Origin of the sequence: Aeromonas sp. 600948, assembly GCF_049174875.1 — a bacterium.
Taxonomy (GTDB): Bacteria; Pseudomonadota; Gammaproteobacteria; order Enterobacterales; family Aeromonadaceae; genus Aeromonas; species Aeromonas veronii_A.
Genome location: NZ_JAAKTY010000006.1, coordinates 152182 through 168771, shown reverse-complemented (window position 1 = coordinate 168771; position 16590 = coordinate 152182). Strand labels below are relative to the sequence as shown.

At 60.4% G+C, this 16590-nt stretch carries 14 protein-coding genes; 5 read left to right on the top strand and 9 right to left on the bottom strand.

Going from position 1 to position 16590, the window contains the following annotated elements:
* The first annotated feature begins 248 nt into the window (after positions 1 to 248).
* Positions 249 to 1655, top strand: coding sequence for a DEAD/DEAH box helicase (locus G5182_RS07645; RefSeq protein ID WP_227342835.1), 1407 nt, complete (start codon positions 249 to 251; stop codon positions 1653 to 1655).
* 112 nt (positions 1656 to 1767) lie between these two features.
* Here the strand turns inward: G5182_RS07645 and G5182_RS07640 are convergent, their stop codons facing one another.
* From G5182_RS07640 to cra, 5 genes are all read right to left on the bottom strand, one after another.
* Complete coding sequence (locus G5182_RS07640; RefSeq protein ID WP_227342837.1) at positions 1768 to 2154, bottom strand: MAPEG family protein; 387 nt, start codon at positions 2152 to 2154, stop codon at positions 1768 to 1770.
* 192 nt (positions 2155 to 2346) lie between these two features.
* Positions 2347 to 2910, bottom strand: a complete 564-nt coding sequence (locus G5182_RS07635) for a hypothetical protein (protein ID WP_216953543.1) — start codon at positions 2908 to 2910, stop codon at positions 2347 to 2349.
* Between the two features lie 144 nt (positions 2911 to 3054).
* Complete coding sequence (locus G5182_RS07630) at positions 3055 to 3720, bottom strand: hypothetical protein (protein ID WP_227342840.1); 666 nt, start codon at positions 3718 to 3720, stop codon at positions 3055 to 3057.
* A gap of 154 nt (positions 3721 to 3874) precedes the next feature.
* Entirely contained in the window at positions 3875 to 5068 is a 1194-nt protein-coding gene (locus G5182_RS07625) for an aromatic amino acid transport family protein (RefSeq protein WP_227342842.1), read from the bottom strand.
* A gap of 559 nt (positions 5069 to 5627) precedes the next feature.
* Positions 5628 to 6614 (bottom strand): catabolite repressor/activator, encoded by a 987-nt coding sequence (gene cra / locus G5182_RS07620; RefSeq protein ID WP_021230150.1) that lies wholly within the window; start codon positions 6612 to 6614, stop codon positions 5628 to 5630.
* Positions 6615 to 6910: 296 nt separating this feature from the next.
* On the opposite strand from cra, the gene fruB reads away from it, so the two are divergent.
* Genes fruB through fruA form a run of 3 tightly spaced genes read left to right on the top strand, consistent with a single transcriptional unit; the run spans position 6911 to position 10721 of the window.
* Complete coding sequence (fruB, locus tag G5182_RS07615; protein ID WP_167567260.1) at positions 6911 to 8011, top strand: fused PTS fructose transporter subunit IIA/HPr protein; 1101 nt, start codon at positions 6911 to 6913, stop codon at positions 8009 to 8011.
* Positions 8011 to 9000, top strand: coding sequence for a 1-phosphofructokinase (gene pfkB, locus G5182_RS07610; protein WP_227342844.1), 990 nt, complete (start codon positions 8011 to 8013; stop codon positions 8998 to 9000). Before fruB ends, pfkB begins: the two co-directional genes overlap by 1 nt.
* Positions 8997 to 10721: a PTS fructose transporter subunit IIBC gene (gene fruA, locus G5182_RS07605; RefSeq protein ID WP_421254311.1), complete on the top strand. Its 1725-nt coding sequence runs from the start codon at positions 8997 to 8999 to the stop codon at positions 10719 to 10721. Before pfkB ends, fruA begins: the two co-directional genes overlap by 4 nt.
* Before the next feature lie 101 nt (positions 10722 to 10822).
* On the opposite strand, the gene G5182_RS07600 is transcribed toward fruA, so the two are convergent.
* On the bottom strand, positions 10823 to 11074 hold the full coding sequence (locus G5182_RS07600) for a DUF1289 domain-containing protein (protein ID WP_216953548.1): 252 nt from the start codon (positions 11072 to 11074) through the stop codon (positions 10823 to 10825).
* Positions 11075 to 11223: 149 nt separating this feature from the next.
* Here G5182_RS07600 and mltA point away from each other — a divergent pair, with 149 nt between their 5' ends.
* Positions 11224 to 12375, top strand: a complete 1152-nt coding sequence (gene mltA / locus G5182_RS07595) for a murein transglycosylase A (protein WP_421204889.1) — start codon at positions 11224 to 11226, stop codon at positions 12373 to 12375.
* Between the two features lie 118 nt (positions 12376 to 12493).
* Here the strand turns inward: mltA and yfaE are convergent, their stop codons facing one another.
* The 3 genes from yfaE to nrdA all read right to left on the bottom strand — a co-directional run bounded on the left by yfaE (position 12494) and on the right by nrdA (position 16295).
* Positions 12494 to 12817, bottom strand: coding sequence for a class I ribonucleotide reductase maintenance protein YfaE (yfaE, locus tag G5182_RS07590; RefSeq protein ID WP_227342848.1), 324 nt, complete (start codon positions 12815 to 12817; stop codon positions 12494 to 12496).
* On the bottom strand, positions 12814 to 13947 hold the full coding sequence (gene nrdB / locus G5182_RS07585) for a class Ia ribonucleoside-diphosphate reductase subunit beta (protein ID WP_005336708.1): 1134 nt from the start codon (positions 13945 to 13947) through the stop codon (positions 12814 to 12816). Before nrdB ends, yfaE begins: the two co-directional genes overlap by 4 nt.
* An 80-nt stretch (positions 13948 to 14027) precedes the next feature.
* Positions 14028 to 16295 (bottom strand): class 1a ribonucleoside-diphosphate reductase subunit alpha, encoded by a 2268-nt coding sequence (gene nrdA, locus G5182_RS07580; RefSeq protein ID WP_421254310.1) that lies wholly within the window; start codon positions 16293 to 16295, stop codon positions 14028 to 14030.
* Positions 16296 to 16590 lie beyond the last annotated feature (295 nt).

The following is a 16590-nucleotide window of genomic DNA, read 5'->3' as shown; positions in this document are numbered from 1 at the left end:
GCTTCACTGGTCAACGGGATTATTCGGTGGAGAGCAGAGGGCTTTTCTGTGCGTGCTGGGAGGAGCATCACATTTTTCTCGTTTATCCGGCACAACTCCGTTAGACTGCGCCCCTATTCTTTCCCCTTTGCTCTGCTCCCCGGGGAAATCGTTGTGTTCTCAACAGGCCCGAGTCTGGCGAGATGGCATCGGCTCAGCAGAGGAGCCCCATCCCGGATTGTCGGCGCCCCTATCCCTAGCAGGTAATTATGAGTTTTACTTCCCTCGGTCTGGCCGAACCCTTGTTGCGTGCCGTTGCCGAACAAGGCTACGACACCCCGTCTCCCATTCAGCAGCAAGCGATCCCCGCCGTTCTGGCTGGCCGCGATCTGATGGCGGCGGCCCAAACAGGGACCGGCAAGACCGCAGGCTTTACCCTGCCGATGCTGCAACGTCTGATGGAGAGCAAGCGCAAGGTCTCTCCGAACCGCGTCCGTGCGCTGGTACTGACCCCGACGCGCGAGCTGGCCGCCCAGGTGGGCGAGAGCGTGCGCAACTATGGCAAGCATCTGCCCCTGCGCAGCCACGTGGTATTCGGTGGCGTGAGCATCAACCCGCAGATGATGGCGACTCGCCGTGGTCTGGACGTGCTGGTGGCCTGTCCGGGCCGTCTGATCGATCTCTACAACCAGAATGCCGTCAAGTTTGACGAGGTGGAGATCCTGGTACTGGACGAAGCGGATCGCATGCTCGACATGGGCTTTATCCGCGACATCCGCCGCATCCTGACCCTGCTGCCGAAGAAGCGCCAGAACCTGCTCTTCTCCGCCACCTTCGCCGATGAAATTCGCGAGCTGGCCACTGGCCTGCTGGACAACCCGGCTGTCATTGAAGTTGCCCCCCGCAACAGTACCGCCGAGCGTATCGAGCAGCTGGTGCACCCGTGCGACAAGGCCAACAAGATTGCCCTGCTGAGCCACCTGATCTCCAGCAACAACTGGCAGCAGGTGCTGGTCTTTACCCGTACCAAGCACATCGCCAACCGCGTTGCCGAGAAGCTTGAAAAAGACGGCATCAGTGCTGCCGCCATTCACGGCAACAAGAGCCAGGGTGCCCGTACCCGCGCGCTGGCCGGTTTCAAGGATGGTAGCGTCAAGGTGCTGGTGGCGACCGATATCGCCGCCCGTGGTCTTGACATCGACAAGCTGCCGCAAGTGGTCAACTTCGAGTTGCCCAACGTGGCGGAAGATTACGTGCACCGTATCGGTCGTACCGGTCGTGCCGGCGCGGCCGGTCACGCCATCTCCCTGGTTGCGGCCGATGAAGGCAAACTGATCAAAGCCATCGAGCGTCTGACCAAGCAGAACATCCCCTGCGAGCAGGTGCCCGGCTTCGAAGCGTCCCGCGAGACCCTCGACAACATCGCCCGTGGTATCGGCGCGCCGCTGCGCAAAGAGCCCCGTGATCCGAGCGAGCAGCGCCGTGCGCCGCGTCCGCAAGGTCAAGGCCAGCGTCAAGGTGCCGGTCGCTCCGGCAATGGCGCCGGTGCTAACGGTGGTGGCAATCGCACTGGCAACGGCGGCAAGCCCAAGCCGCAAGGTGGTCAGCGTCCGGCTGAGGGCGCTGGCAAACCGGCTCAGGCCCGTCGTCCCCGTCGCGCCAGCCATAACCAGTAAGGGCAAGGAGAGCCACTCTCCACCCTGATCGGTTAAACGAAAAGCCCTGCCATATCGGCAGGGCTTTTCTATTTCTGCTTCTGCAGATCCGCGTTTGGCTGACCTGCTCTGGTCAGGAGAGCAGGGCGGTGATCAGGAGACAGGCCGCACTCAGCAAAATGACGGTGAAAGTCAGCCCCATTCCCACCACCCGATAGCGGAAATGCTCCGGTGTGCGGCTCATGCCGAAGGCGTGACAGAGGCGACCAAGCAGCAGGGCACTCCCTAGCAGATGAACCAGCCAGGGGGCATGGCTGCCGGTTTCGACGAAATAGATGAGCAGCAGGGCGAGGGGGACATACTCGGCAAAGTTGGCGTGCACCCGCATGGCCCGCAGCATGGCGGGATCATCGCCATGGCCGAGCGCCACTTTCTGGCGGTGACGGGTGCGAATGGTGCGTACGCTGAGCAGGACAAAGAGCAGGGCAAGCAGGGCTGCATAGATGGGCAGTATGGTCATGGCGTAGGGCTCCCGAGGTGATGGATAAGCATGGATCTGTTGCGCGCTCAATGGCTTGCCCTTGAGGGTAGCAGTAAAGGGGGCTCGGCCATGGCGCCCAAAGCACCCTTGCCGGATAAAAAAGCCCCGCCAGTCTGGCAGGGCTTGTTGTCTGGTTTTAGGTGGCGTGCTCTGTCAGCTGCACTTCGCCAGTCAGGCGCCGTAGGGGAGAGAGGAGTGGTGCAGCACGATGCGCACCTTGCCATCATCCCCCTTCTTGAAACCCCAGCTCTTGTCGACCGTGGTCTCCTTGTTGTCGCGATCCACCAGATGCACCTTGCCCATGGTCAGCGCCATGTTGCCGTTGATATAGACGGCGGCATTGTCATAGCGGTAGCTCTGCCAGTTTTTCAGGGCAAAGCCGCTATCTGCCGGATAGGCGCTGTTGTTGCCGACAAAATAGGCCAGCGCCCCCTCGCGGGTGGTGCGAAAGGTCTGCTCACCACCGGCGAGGGTGGGTTTGAACAGTACCGGCCCCTGCTGGTAGCCATAAGCGCTGTCGAGTACCGCCTCGGCGGTGGCTTTGGCGCGCTCAATGCCGCCGGCCCGATAGTCATCGCTGATCTTGATGAGCGCCGCGCCCCAGGCATCCTGCGCCGCCTTGATGTCGGCCTCGGTGATATTGTTGTTGGTGATTTCGGCCGCGCTGAGGGCGCCGCTGGCTGCCAGCAGAGCAAGGGCAAGGGCAAGGGAACTCTTCGTGAGATGCAACATCATTGTTTTCAGGCTCCTGAAAGCGATAAACGAGGGGGCAGTGTAGCGAGCGGGCATGAACGGGTTTTGAACTGTCCGTTCAGGCTTCGGTGGCAAAAAAGATTGTATAAAACACGGTTCTTGGCGGTTTGTTCTGTGGTGCCCCGATCAGCGGATGGGGGTCAGCAGGGCCGAGAAGTAGCGCTCCTGCATCTGCTGCCAGCGGCCGCTCGCTATCAGCTGCTGCTGGGATTGGACAAGGGCGGCGATATCGGCCTGGCGGCTCTTGTTGAGGTAGAGATAAACCTCGATATCGGAGACCCGTTTCCATGGTGCGGCAAGGGGGGATTGATTGGTGGGCAGTAGCCGGATCACCCAGTCGGTTCTGCCGCGCTGGAACAGGGCGAGACCCTGCTTCTCATCGTTGAACCAGACGATGCGTCGACTGTCGAGATAGCGGCTGCACCACTGAATGCCGCGCAGGCAGCCAACCCGCTCCTGACTGGCGGGTGGCCAGCTGGCGTCCTGCTTGCTCTGGGCATAGATGGTCACTTCGCCAATCGCCGTGCCGACCGGGATCATATGCGGATGGGTCTGCTCAAAGCCCTTGATCCGGGCGATATCGCCAGCGATGGTGCTATCGGAATCAAGCAGCTTTTTGCAGCGGGCGCTGGTACAGGGGATAAAGGTAAAATCGACCCTGGCCTTGCCAAACCACTCCTCATAGAAGGGGCGCAGCAGGGGGATATATTCCACGGGCGCCGCCAGAGTCAGGGGCGCGCCCTGGGCAATCGAGTTCAGGCAAAACAGCAGCCACCAGCCAGCCCACTTCATACCTTGCTCCCCACTCCATTGCATATGGAAAAAGCGTAGCTGAAACGTCCTTTATCCCTCTTGTGCGAGGAGGGAATGGGCAGAATCATGGCAGCGTTGATAGCACAAAGCCCCGCCAAGTTAATTGGCGGGGCTTTGCTTTCAGTATCGGGGATTACAGCGCGGGCAGCAGCCCCATGCTGACGCTGATCTGGACGCCAACAATCAGCACGCCCATGGCGGCGGCCACTCCCAGCGCCACTACGCCACCCGGGGCGCGGTAGTGGTGGGCAGGCGCCTGCTTGCGGCTCTGCCATACCAGCGCCACCGGCAGCAGTACCGCGAGGATCGCCAGCGCAATGGCAGCGTAGCCGAGGGCCATGATAAAGCCCTGCGGGAAGTAGAGGGCAAACAGCAATGGCGGCACAAAGGTGATGAGGCCAGTCTGAGTGCGGCCCTGCCAGTTGTCCTTGCGGAGGGTTGCCTTGGCCATAAAGTCGAACAGCCCCAGCGTTACCCCGAGGAAGGAGGTGGCGAGTGCCAGATCTGCAAACAGGTGCATCGCCTGATTAAACGCAGGCCAGCTCACCAGCTTGCCGACGTTGGCCAGCAGGCTGTCCAGCGCGCCGCCGGTTTGCAGCAGGGCTTGCTGGCCGAGCAGACCGAGGATCGCCACCTGCCACAGCACGTAGAGGATCAGCGGCAGGGCTGAGCCCCAGACAAAGACCCGACGCAGCTGTTTTGGGCAGTCACCGAGGTAGAGCATCACGCTCGGAATGGAGCCGTGAAAGCCGAACGAGGTGAAGATGACCGGCAGGCCCGCCAGCAACAGGCCCTGACCCAGCGGCATCGAGAGCAGATGCTGCCCTTCGGTGCGGGGCAACAGCAACGCCAGCACCACCACCATGATCACCAGTTTGACGGTGAACATCAGCCGGTTGAGGTAATCCACCGAGCGGGTGCCGACACAGACCATGCCGCCAAACAGCAGGGTAAAGGCCCAGGCAGCCTGCTCCTGGCTGAGAGTCATGCCCGCATCGGCCAGCGCCTGTGCCAGCAGGCTGCTGCCACCGCTGATGTAAGCTGAGGCCAGCGAGTAGAACAACATCAGGATACAGAAGGAGGCGATGCGCTTGCCCCAGGGGCCGAGCAGATGGTCCGCCAGTTGGTGCAGGTACCACTTGCCGGTGGCAAGGCTCGCTTCCACCTGCAGCATGGCGGTGAAGGCCATCAGGGCCCAGAGGCCGACCATCAACATCAGGGTGGCGGGGCCGCCGAGGGACGAGGAGGCCAGCGGCAGGGCCAGCATGCCGGCACCTATGGTGGTGCCGGCAATCAACAGGGTACAACCCAGGGTTTTGGTATTCATGTTATCCATCCGAACGTAGCGGTGTCAGTGCAAACAGGCGATGCCAGCAGTGACGTCAACAAGAGGGGGCTAATTGGCGTTATCAGAAGGTGCCTCCGGTGATAGGGCCGGAGGCTAGCAATATCGGAACGGGAACATCTGTACCTAAAACCTGTCAGTTGTAAAAGATGGTTGCCAAGTTAGCGGATCAAAATAGCGGAAACAACCTCTTTTATACGGATCTTGTGCTGGCTTGTGGCAATAAGTGGAAATAAATGATGACAGCGGTAGCTAATTGAAGAAAAAAGCACCAAAAAAATGACTGGCAGGGGCTCATTGATACAGGTCAGCCAAGTGGTTACTGCACGGATGGGGGAGTGCCTTGTCGTGGCGTTGGCGTTTAGTTGTGGGGTGAAAGGAGTGTGGAGGCCAGTTGTTTAGTCGGCCAGACGGTAGAGAAAGCAAAGCGGGCGGGTAGGGTTGTGGGGGAAAACAATAAGGCTGCCGATGCTGGCAGCCTTATTGTCATCTGTTCGCTTTACCCACCCATTGACAGCAAATCGGGTCTGCAGCGGTCAGGTTAGCGACGGCGCTTGAGGGTGCGGCTCACATAGTGCAGCCCGCTCTGGTAGTCGCCATTGACCGCCTTGAGCGCTAGCTCCAGCGCCTGACTCGCCAGCGCGTCGTGCTGCTGGGGCAGGGAGTTGATGCCAAAGGGGAGGAAGTCGAGCAGCCGATCGTCCCCGAAGGTAGCCATGGCGAGCTGGCTCATATCGATCTCTTGCTCCAACAGGTAGTCGAGTACCCCCTCCATCAGGATATAGGAGGTAGTGATTAGCGCTTCGGGCAGTTGACCCAGCTGCTGGTGCAGATCTTTGATTAGGCGATACCCCTCAAGGCGAGAGAAGTGATCCCCCTCGCACAGATGGCGAGCCGCGCTGTGACTGGCGACCGCCTGCTCGAAACCGGCTTTGCGCTCCTGACTGATCGTGAGTGCCGGCAGCGCGGTGATCAAGGCGATATGGCGCAGAGTCGGGGTGAGCAGGGAGCTGGTGAGATCAAAGCTCGCCTTCTCGTTTTCACTGGCGACGGTGACAAACTTGTCGGCGGCCATCGCCCGGTCGATGGCGAGGATCTGGCTGCCTTGCGCCTGCAATTTACCGTAGAAGGGGTCGTCCGGCGGCAGGCAACTGGCCACCAGCAGGGCGTCCACATGGCGGCTCACCAGCATCTGGGCCAGCTCTTTTTCTGTGGCGGGCTCATCTTCCGAGCAGACGATGAGCAGCTGATATCCCTGTGCCCGGGCCCCCTGTTCCAGCCGTTTGGCCAGTTTGGCGTAACTGGCGTTCTCAAGGTCGGGCAGGATAAAGCCGAGGGTCTTGGTTTGGCCGCCGCGCAGGGAGGCGGCGCGGCTGTCCGGCTGATAGTTGTGGGCGGTGACAACGGCCATCACCTTGTCGCGGGTGGCCTGACTGATGCGGTATTGGTCGGCCTTGCCATTGATCACATAGCTTGCCGTGGTGCGCGAGACACCGGCGAGGGCGGCGATTTCATCCAGTTTCATCATATTGGCTCTGTTTGAGTTGCAAGGCCCACGGTCACTGCCGGGTGAGGGCACCGAAAAGTGTGCGCGGGATCATATCATTGAAAAGCACTCTTTGTGGGTACTTGATCAATTCGCTGAAACGATTCAGTCTGAGTGTAAGTGAAACGATTCAGCCTGTCAGCAACGAAGAGACCCAGTGGCCTGAAAATCAGGCTCCGATCACAGTCAACCGTGTTCGGGTCTATTGTCAGCTGGCGAGTTACCCGAATGTTCAATTGTGACGTACCGGCGTGGCCGGAACCTGATGGAGAGTCTCTATGTTGAAGTTGGCGCGAGAGCAGATCTTGCTGGGGCAGTCGGTGGCGACCAAGTCGGACGCCATTGCCCTGCTGGCAGGCAAACTGACCGAAGCCGGTCTGGTGGAAGCGGGCTATGTGGATGGGATGCTGGCCCGTGAAGCGCAGCATGCCACCTATCTTGGCAGTGGCATCGCCATTCCCCACGGCACCACCGATACCCGTCATCTGGTGAAGAGCACAGGCGTCATGGTGGCCCAGTTCCCCAATGGTATCGAGTGGGATGAGGGGCAGATCGCCTATGTCGCCATCGGCATCGCCGCCAAGTCCGACGAGCATCTGGGCATTTTGCGCCAGCTCACCCATGTGCTGGGTGACGAGCAGGCGGCAGCTCAGCTCAAAGAGGCCACCGATGCCGACACCATCATCAACATCCTGACTGGCGCCACTGCCGCCAAAGAGGTGCAATACCTGACCCTGGCTGACTTCCCGGCCGATGATCGCGATCAACTGCTGCTGGGAGCAGCCGCCCGCGCCAAATCGGCGGGCTGGGGCGATGCCGCCATGGTGAGCGCGCTGCTGGCAAGCGATCCCGCCTATCTGGGCGAGGGCATCTGGCTGGCCCGGGCGCAAGCGGCCCAGACTGGCTGGGTGTTGGCAACGCCCAGCAGCGAACTTCGCGCAGGGGAGCTGCCGGTCAGCGCCATGCTACTGCTGTGCGCCGCAGATAGCGGCCATCTGCCGCAGCTGGAGAATCTGGCCAAACTGGCGGCTGCTGGTCAGCTGGCGACGCTGGCGGGCGGCGAGGGACTGGCCATGCTGCAAGCAGGCCCCGCGAGCGGTCTTTCCGAAACCTTCACCATCATCAATCCCCACGGCTTGCACGCTCGTCCCGGCGCCATGCTGGTCAAGGTGGCCAAAGAGTTTGAATCCGACATCCGGGTGGCCAATCTGGATGGCAGCGGCGAAGCGGTTTCCGCCAAGAGCCTGATGAAAGTGATCGGTCTTGGGGTCAAATGCGGGCACCGTCTGGCGTTTCGCGCCGAAGGGGCTGATGCCGAAGCGGCTCTCAAGGGGATCGGTGAGGCCATCGCCGCTGGTCTCGGCGAGGGGGCGCATTAATGAAGATTGTTACCATCACCCTCAATCCGGCCCTTGATCTCACTACTCGCCTCGAGGCGATGAGCCTCGGTGAGGTCAATCTGGTGAGCGAGGCCAACCTGCGTGCCGCAGGCAAGGGGATCAACGTCGCCATGGTGCTCAAGGACTTGGGCCGCGAGGTGGGCGTCACCGGCTGGCTGGGCGCAGACAATGAGCAGAGCTTTGTCTCCCTGTTTGCAGAGCGTGCGCTGGATGATCACTTTGTGCGCGTCGCGGGCAGCACCCGCATCAACGTCAAGATCTCCGAGCAATCCGGTCGGGTCACCGATCTCAACCTGCCGGGGCTCACCATCCAGCAAGGGGAGGTGAGCGCGCTGGAGCAGGCCATCGACCAATTGGCACCTCACGCCGAGTGGTTCGTGCTGGCGGGCAGCCTGCCTAAAGGGGTGGCCCCCGATTATTGCACCCATCTGATCCGCCTGCTCAAGGCCAAGGGCAAGCAGGTGATCTTCGATTGCAGCGGCGCGGCCTTAAGCGAAGGGATCAAGGCGGCGCCGACCCTGGTCAAACCCAATCTGGAGGAGCTGAGCCAGTGGGCGGGTCGCCCTGTCAAAACTCTGGGCGAGCAGGCCGAGTGCGCCCGCTCGCTGCAGGCAAGCGGCATCCCCAACGTGGTGATCTCCAACGGCGCCGATGGCCTGATCTGGTTTGCCCCGGATGCCGTCTGGCAGGCCATTCCACCGCGCATGCAGGTGGTCAGCACGGTCGGTGCTGGCGACTCCCTGGTGGCCGGTCTCGCCCATGGTCTGAGCCTTGGCTGGGCGCCGGAGCAGACCCTGCGGCTGGCCACCGCCGTCTCGGCCTTGGCGGTTAGTCAGGTGGCGGTAGGCTTTAACGATATCAGTGTGCTCAACCCTTTACTTGAACAGGTGCGCGTAGAGCGTCTGGATGCGCTGGCACCGGTTCCGTGCAATACCCCCTCAATGGAAAACTCAGGAGATGCCCAATGAAAGCAATCTTGGTTACGGCTTGCCCGGCGGGCATTGCCACCAGCTTTCTCGCTGCAAAACGGATAGAACAGCAGGCCAAACTGGCTGGCTGGGAACTCACCCTCGACGTCGGCTCCAGCGTGCAGCCCCGCCAAGTACCGAGCAAGGAGCAGATTGCCGCCGCCGATCTGGTGCTGGTTGTCGCCAGTGCCCCGGTGGATCTCGCCGCCTATGATGGCAAGCGAGTCTATCAGGGCAGCATGGATCTCGCCCTGCAGGATCCGGCCGCCTTGCTGGAAGCAGCCACCAGCGGTGCCAGCGTCTATCGTCATCAAGCCGCTCCCGCAGCAGCTAAACCCGCCGCCGCTGGCAAGCGCATCGTGGCAGTGACAGCGTGCCCGACTGGCGTTGCCCACACCTTTATGTCGGCAGAAGCGCTGGAGACCATGGCCAAACAGCTGGGTTATCAGATCCGCGTCGAGACTCAAGGCTCGGTCGGTGCCCAGAATGCCCTGACTGCCGAGGAGATTGCATCTGCCGATCTGGTATTCCTCGCCACCGATATCGAAGTGGACATGGCGCGCTTTGACGGTAAGCCGGTCTATCGTACCAGCACGGGCGCGGCATTGAAGAAAACCCGCGCCGAACTCGACAAGGCGTGGAACGAGGCGACACTCTATCGCCACAGCGGTGCCAGCCAGCCCAAGAAAGAGGAAAAAGCCGGCCCCTACAAGCACCTGCTGACCGGTGTCTCCTTCATGCTGCCGATGGTGGTGGCGGGTGGCCTTATCATTGCGCTCTCGTTTGTGTTCGGTATCGAAGCGTTCAAGGTGGAAGGCACCCTGGCTGCTGCCCTGATGAAGATCGGTGGTGGCTCCGCCTTTGCCTTGATGATCCCGGTGCTGGCCGGTTACATTGCCTACTCCATCGCTGACCGCCCGGGTCTCGCTCCCGGCATGATCGGCGGCATGCTGGCAAGCTCGCTGGGCGCCGGTTTCCTCGGCGGCATCGTGGCCGGTTTCCTCGCCGGTTACAGCGCCAAGTACCTGAGCGACAAGGTGCGCCTGCCGGTGACCCTGGAAGCGCTCAAGCCCATCTTGATCATTCCGCTCTTTGCCAGCCTGTTTACCGGTCTGGTGATGATCTACGTGGTGGGTGGCCCGGTGGCTGGCATCATGAATGCCATGACCGAGTTCCTCAACAACATGGGCTCTGCCAACGCCGTGCTGCTGGGTGTCATCATCGGGGCCATGATGTGCTTCGACATGGGCGGCCCGGTCAACAAAGCTGCTTACGCCTTCGGTGTCGGCCTGCTGGCCTCCAAAACCTATGCCCCGATGGCAGCGGTCATGGCCGCTGGTATGGTGCCGGCACTGGGCATGGGGATCGCGACCTTCTTGGCCCGCTCCAAGTTCATCAAGGCGGAGCAGGAAGCGGGTAAAGCCTCCTTCGTGCTGGGCCTGTGCTTTATCTCCGAGGGGGCCATCCCGTTTGCCGCCAAGGATCCGATGCGCGTTATCCCAGCCTGTATGATTGGCGGCGCCCTGACCGGTGCGCTCTCCATGCTGTTCGGCTGTGAGCTGATGGCACCCCACGGCGGTCTGTTTGTGCTGTTCATCCCGCACGCCATCAGCAATGTCATGATGTATATCGTGGCCATTGCAGCAGGCTCGCTGCTGACCGGTGTCTCCTACGCCATGCTCAAGCGCGGCGAAGAGCAGGCCAAGCTGGCCACGGCATAAGCCTCGCCACCCGGCAAGACGTCATAACCAAGAGCGGCCTGCGGGCCGCTTTTGGTTTTGTCGGGAGGACAGGTAACCTGTGAGGGGAAGATAGGGAGTGGTTAAAACTCCCAGCCTTGTTGTTCTGGCAACTGGGGTTGCGCTCCTTCCAGCGCTTTGCGCCGCGCAGCCTCAACCCGCGCCTTGCGGGCGCGACACAGACGCATTACATCCTGTTGCTGGGCCGGGCTCATTTTCTGCCAGTTGAAACGCTCCTCGCGATTGCGCAGGCATCCTTTGCAATAGCCCTTGTTGTTCACCTCGCAGACCCCGATACAGGGGCTCTGCAACGGGAATATTTCGAGCTGTTCCATCCATTACCTCGCATATCCTGTCACCTTGTTATAACCCAGCATCCTCCCTTTGGAGAAATCTCTCTTCAAGTGATTGATGTCGTTTGCTTTCCCCCTGCAAATTTGGCATCTTGCCGCCGAGCAGGACTCTTGGTGTTAAATGAGGACATATGAACAAACACGGATTCTGGCTGGCCGCGATAGTGCTGGGGTTGGCCGGGTGTGCGGGTAACTCTGACAAAGCAGAGGTGCCCAAAAAACAGACTGATGACAGATGTTTTCTCAACTGCGAGGTGCCGGAAAATCTGGGCAAGCAGTATCTGGACGGTACCTTGCCGGGGGATCTGGTGCGGGTCGAGCGGGTCAACAGTCGTGCCAGTGTCGATTACAGCAAGTTTGGCCCCCAGAGTCGCATTGTCATGCAGCGTTCAGGGCGGATGGCGAGCCGTTATGGTGAACTATATCGTCTGCTCTCCCGCTGGGTAGCGAACGGCGGCAATCCGGCCGACATCACCCGTTACGGCATCAGCCTGGCCCAGCTGGGCGGTGCGGATCGGATGGGCAACGTGCTCTTTACCGGCTACTACTCGCCGGTGCTGGAGGTGCGTCACCGCCCGGATGCCGAGTATAAGTACCCCATCTATGCCATGCCCAACTGCGGCAGCCGTTGTCCGACCCGGGCACAGATCCACCAGGGCGCCCTTGCCAACCGCGGGTTGGAGCTGGGTTACAGCAAATCCCTTATCGACAACTTCCTGATGGACGTGCAGGGATCGGGCTTTGTTCACTACGGTGACGACGATAGGCTGCAATATCTGGGTTACAGCGGCAAGAACGGCCACGGCTATGTGAGCATTGGCCGGGTGCTGATTGACCGCGGTGAAGTGCCCAAGGAGCAGATGTCGATGAAGGCCATCAAGGAGTGGGCCAACCAGCAACCTGAGCACAGGGTCAAGGAGCTGGTAGAGCAGAACCCCTCCTATGTCTTCTTCGAGCGTCGCCCGACTAATGATGTGATCGGTGCCGCCGGTATCCCGCTGCTGCCGCTGGCGGCCGTCGCTGCCGACAAGACCCTGCTGCCGATGGGTACCCCGATCCTGGCCGAAGTTCCCTTGCTCGATAAAGAGGGCAACTGGACCGGCAAGCACCAGCTGCGGCTGTTGATTGCGCTGGATGTGGGCGGGGCGGTGAAGAAGGGCCACCTCGACCTCTACCACGGCATGGGCGAGAAGGCCGGTGTCGCGGCCGGTCACTACAAGCACTTTGGCCGGGTCTGGAAGCTGGGTCTGCACCACGGGCCGACTGCCGCCCCCTGGTTGTAATCCTCTGAGGGTTTGGGCGTCTGTCATCGGGCGCCCGAGCAATGTGAAGAGACAAAAAAAGCCGCCGGATTGCTCCGGCGGCTTTCTATTTTGTGCGAGTTGCCAGTCTGTGGCTGCGTCAGCTCTTCTGGATATCCAGCCGGATGGCGCCGACCGGTTTGCAGCAGCAGGGGAGGCACTCCCCCTGGGCGACAAATGCCAGCGGCACATTGGGGTAGTGCACCTTGCCAGCCATCAGCGGAGTGCGGCAGGCGCCGCAATAGCCGCTGCGACACTGGAACTCCACATGATGACCATGGCGCTCCAGGGTCTCCAACACGCTTTCGCCGGGATGGGCGTGCAGCACGGCACCATCCCGGGTATGTACCCGTGGTGCCACGACCGCATGCTGTTCGGCAGGTGCGTGCGGGGCAGGGGTCAGCGTGTCGGTGGCGTCACTCACAGCTCGAAATCACCCAGGTCGTCGGCATTGACTTCGCTGTCGATCTGACCAACCAGATAGGAGCTGACCTCTACCTCTTGCGGGGCGACCTGTACGTTGTCGGATGACAGCCAGGTGTTGATCCAGGGGATCGGGTTTTGCTTGGTGCCGGCAAAGGCTGGCTGCAGGCCGACTGCGCTCATGCGCAGGTTGGTGATGTACTCCACATACTGGCAGAGGATGTCCTTGTTCAGGCCGATCATGGAGCCGTCCTGGAACAGGTACTCGGCCCACTCTTTCTCCTGAATGGCCGCTTCCTTGAAGATCTCGAAGCAGGCCTGTTCGCACTCGGCGGCGATCTCGGCCATCTCTGGGTCATCCTGGCCGGTGCGCATCAGGTTCAGCATGTGCTGGGTGCCGGTGAGGTGCAGCGCTTCGTCGCGGGCGATCATCTTGATGATCTTGGCGTTGCCTTCCATCAGTTCACGCTCGGCGAAGGCAAAGGAGCAGGCGAAGCTGACGTAGAAGCGGATCGCTTCCAGCGCGTTGACGCTCATCAGGCAGAGATAGAGCTTCTTCTTGAGCTCACGCAATGTGATGGTCACCTCGCGGCCCGCGACGGTGTGGGTACCTTCACCATGCAGGTTGTAGAGGGCGGTCGCTTCGATCAGGTCGTCGTAGAAGTGGCTGATGGAGCCGGCGCGCTTGAGGATCTGCTCGTTGGTCACGATGTCGTCGAACACCTGGGCGGGGGTGTTGACGATATTGCGGATGATGTGGGTGTAGGAGCGAGAGTGGATGGTCTCCGAGAAGGCCCAGGTCTCAATCCAGGTTTCCAGCTCCGGAATGGAGACTAGCGGCAGCAGGGCCACGTTGGGGCTGCGGCCCTGAATGGAGTCCAACAGAGTCTGGTACTTCAGGTTGGAGATGAAGATGTGCTGCTCGTGAGGCGGCAGGGCCTGATAGTCGATGCGGTCACGGGAGACATCCACCTCTTCCGGGCGCCAGAAGAAGGAGAGCTGCTTCTCGATCAGCCGCTCGAACACTTCGTGCTTTTGTTGATCATAACGGGCTACGTTGACCGATTGGCCAAAAAACATCGGCTCTTTGAGCTGGTCGTTTTGGGTTTGGCAGAAAGTTGAATAGGCCATGGTTACCAGAATATGTGAATAGAGAAAACAGGAGAGCGGGAGCTTCACGCTCCCGCCCGGTTATCAGTTCTTGCCGCGACTTAGATTTTGCAAGCCCCGCCAGCGCAACCGTCATCTTGCAGGTCGGTCTGGGCATCGTCTGCACCATCACGGGTGTTGTGATAGTACAGGGTCTTGAGACCGTATTTGTAGGCGGTCAGCAAGTCCTTCAGCAGCTGCTTCATCGGCACCTTGTTGCCTTCGAAACGGGCAGGGTCGTAGTTGGTGTTGGTGGAGATCGCCTGATCCACAAACTTCTGCATGATACCGACCAGCTGCAGGTAGCCGTCAACGCTCGGTTGCTTCCAGAGCAATTCGTATTGATCTTTCAGGCGATCATACTCGGGCACCACCTGTTTGAGAATGCCGTCTTTGGAGGCCTTGACCGACACCAGACCGCGTGGCGGCTCGATGCCGTTGGTGGCGTTGGAGATCTGGCTGGAGGTCTCGCTCGGCATCAGGGCGGTCAGGGTTGAGTTGCGCAAGCCCACGGACTTGATCTCTTCACGCAGACTTTCCCAATCCAGATGCAGAGGCTCGTTGCACAGTGCATCCAGATCCTTCTTGTAGGTGTCGATGGGCAGGATACCTTGCGCGTAGGTGGTCTCGCCAAACAGCGGGCAGGGGCCGAACTCGCGGGCCAGCTGCACGGAGGCTTTCAGCAGGTAGTACTGGATGGCCTCGAAGGTGCGGTGAGTCAGTGCCAGACCGGAGCCATCAGAGTAGCGGGCACCGTTTTTAGCCAGGTAGTAGGCGTAGTTGATGACGCCGATCCCCAGGGTGCGACGACCCATGCTGCCCTTCTTGGCGGCGGCAATCGGGTAGTCCTGATAGTCGAGCAGGGCATCGAGGGCGCGCACGGCCAGATCCGCCATCTCTTCCAGATCTTCCAGTTTGTCGATGGCACCCAGGTTGAAGGCAGAGAGGGTGCACAGAGCGATCTCGCCGTTCTCGTCGTCGATGTTGTTGAGCGGCTTGGTCGGCAGCGCAATCTCGAGGCAGAGGTTGGACTGGCGTACCGGCGCCACGCTCGGGTCGAACGGGCTGTGGGTGTTGCAGTGATCCACGTTCTGGATGTAGATGCGACCGGTACCGGCACGCTCTTGCATCATCAAGGAGAAGAGGTCTACCGCTTTCAGGGTCTTCTTGCGAATGGCCGGATCCTGCTCGTACTTGACGTAGAGCTCTTCGAACTTGTCCTGATCGGCGAAGAAGGCGTCGTACAGACCCGGCGCATCGGACGGGGAGAACAGTGTGATGTCACCGCCCTTGATGAGGCGCTGGTACATCAGCTTGTTGATCTGCACGCCGTAGTCCATGTGACGAACACGGTTCTCTTCCACGCCGCGGTTGTTCTTCAGCACCAGCAGGCTTTCCACTTCGGTGTGCCACAGCGGGTAGAACAGGGTGGCCGCACCGCCGCGCACGCCGCCCTGGGAGCAGCACTTCACGGCAGTCTGGAAGTATTTGTAGAAGGGGATGCAACCGGTGTGGAACGCTTCGCCACCACGGATGGGGCTGCCCAGACCGCGGATGCGACCTGCGTTGATGCCGATACCGGCGCGCTGGGAAACGTAACGCACGATGGAGCTGGCGGTGGCGTTGATGGAGTCCAGGCTGTCGTCGCACTCGATCAGTACGCAGGAGCTGAACTGACGGGTCGGGGTGCGCACGCCGCTCATGATCGGGGTCGGCAGCGAGATCTTGAAGGTCGAGACCGCATCATAGAAGCGCTTGATGTAGTCCAGACGGGTATCCTTCGGATACTTGGAGAAGAGGCAGGCCGCTACCAGAATGTAGAGGAACTGCGGGCTCTCGTAGATCTCGCCGGTGACGCGGTTTTGTACCAGATACTTGCCTTCCAGCTGCTTGACCGCCGCGTAGGAGAAGTTCATGTCGCGCCAGTGATCCATGTGCGCGTTCAGCTCTTCGAATTCAGCCTGGGTGTAGTCTTCCAGCAGGTGTTTGTCGTACTTGCCCATGTCGACCAGACGAGCCACGTGCTGGTAGAGGTGGGGCGGTTCGAACTGGCCGTAGGCCTTCTTGCGCAGGTGGAAGATGGCCAGACGGGCGGCCATGTACTGGTAGTCAGGGGTCTGCTCGGAGATGAGGTCAGCCGTCGCCTTGATGATGGTTTCGTGAATGTCGGCGGTACGGATACCGTCATAGAACTGGATGTGGGACTTGAGCTCTACCTGGGAGACCGACACGTTGTCGAGCCCTTCGGCGGCCCAGTCCAGCACGCGGTGAATTTTATCCAGATCGATGGGTTCTTTGTGTCCGTTACGCTTCGTCACAAACAAGTTCATTGGCTGATGACCTTCAGTTGATTCCCGAAAAACCATCGCACAATGACACCACCCCTGGCCCCGGCGATGTGCAGGTATTGGGTAGAGATTGTGCGATGAATCACAAGATGTAGTGTTATTTTAAGTTCGAGCTACAAGATAGTGAGGTCAGCCCGCCATTGCAATGTGTGGATAAGTGACGAGCTGTGGATAAATTGTGAGTCTTGCCCCATCAGTTAGTGACCGCTCACAGTGAGCGGGTTTTCATTCGTCCGCTCCGCTAAAAGCAAGTCTCCCGATCGAAGATGGAAAATTT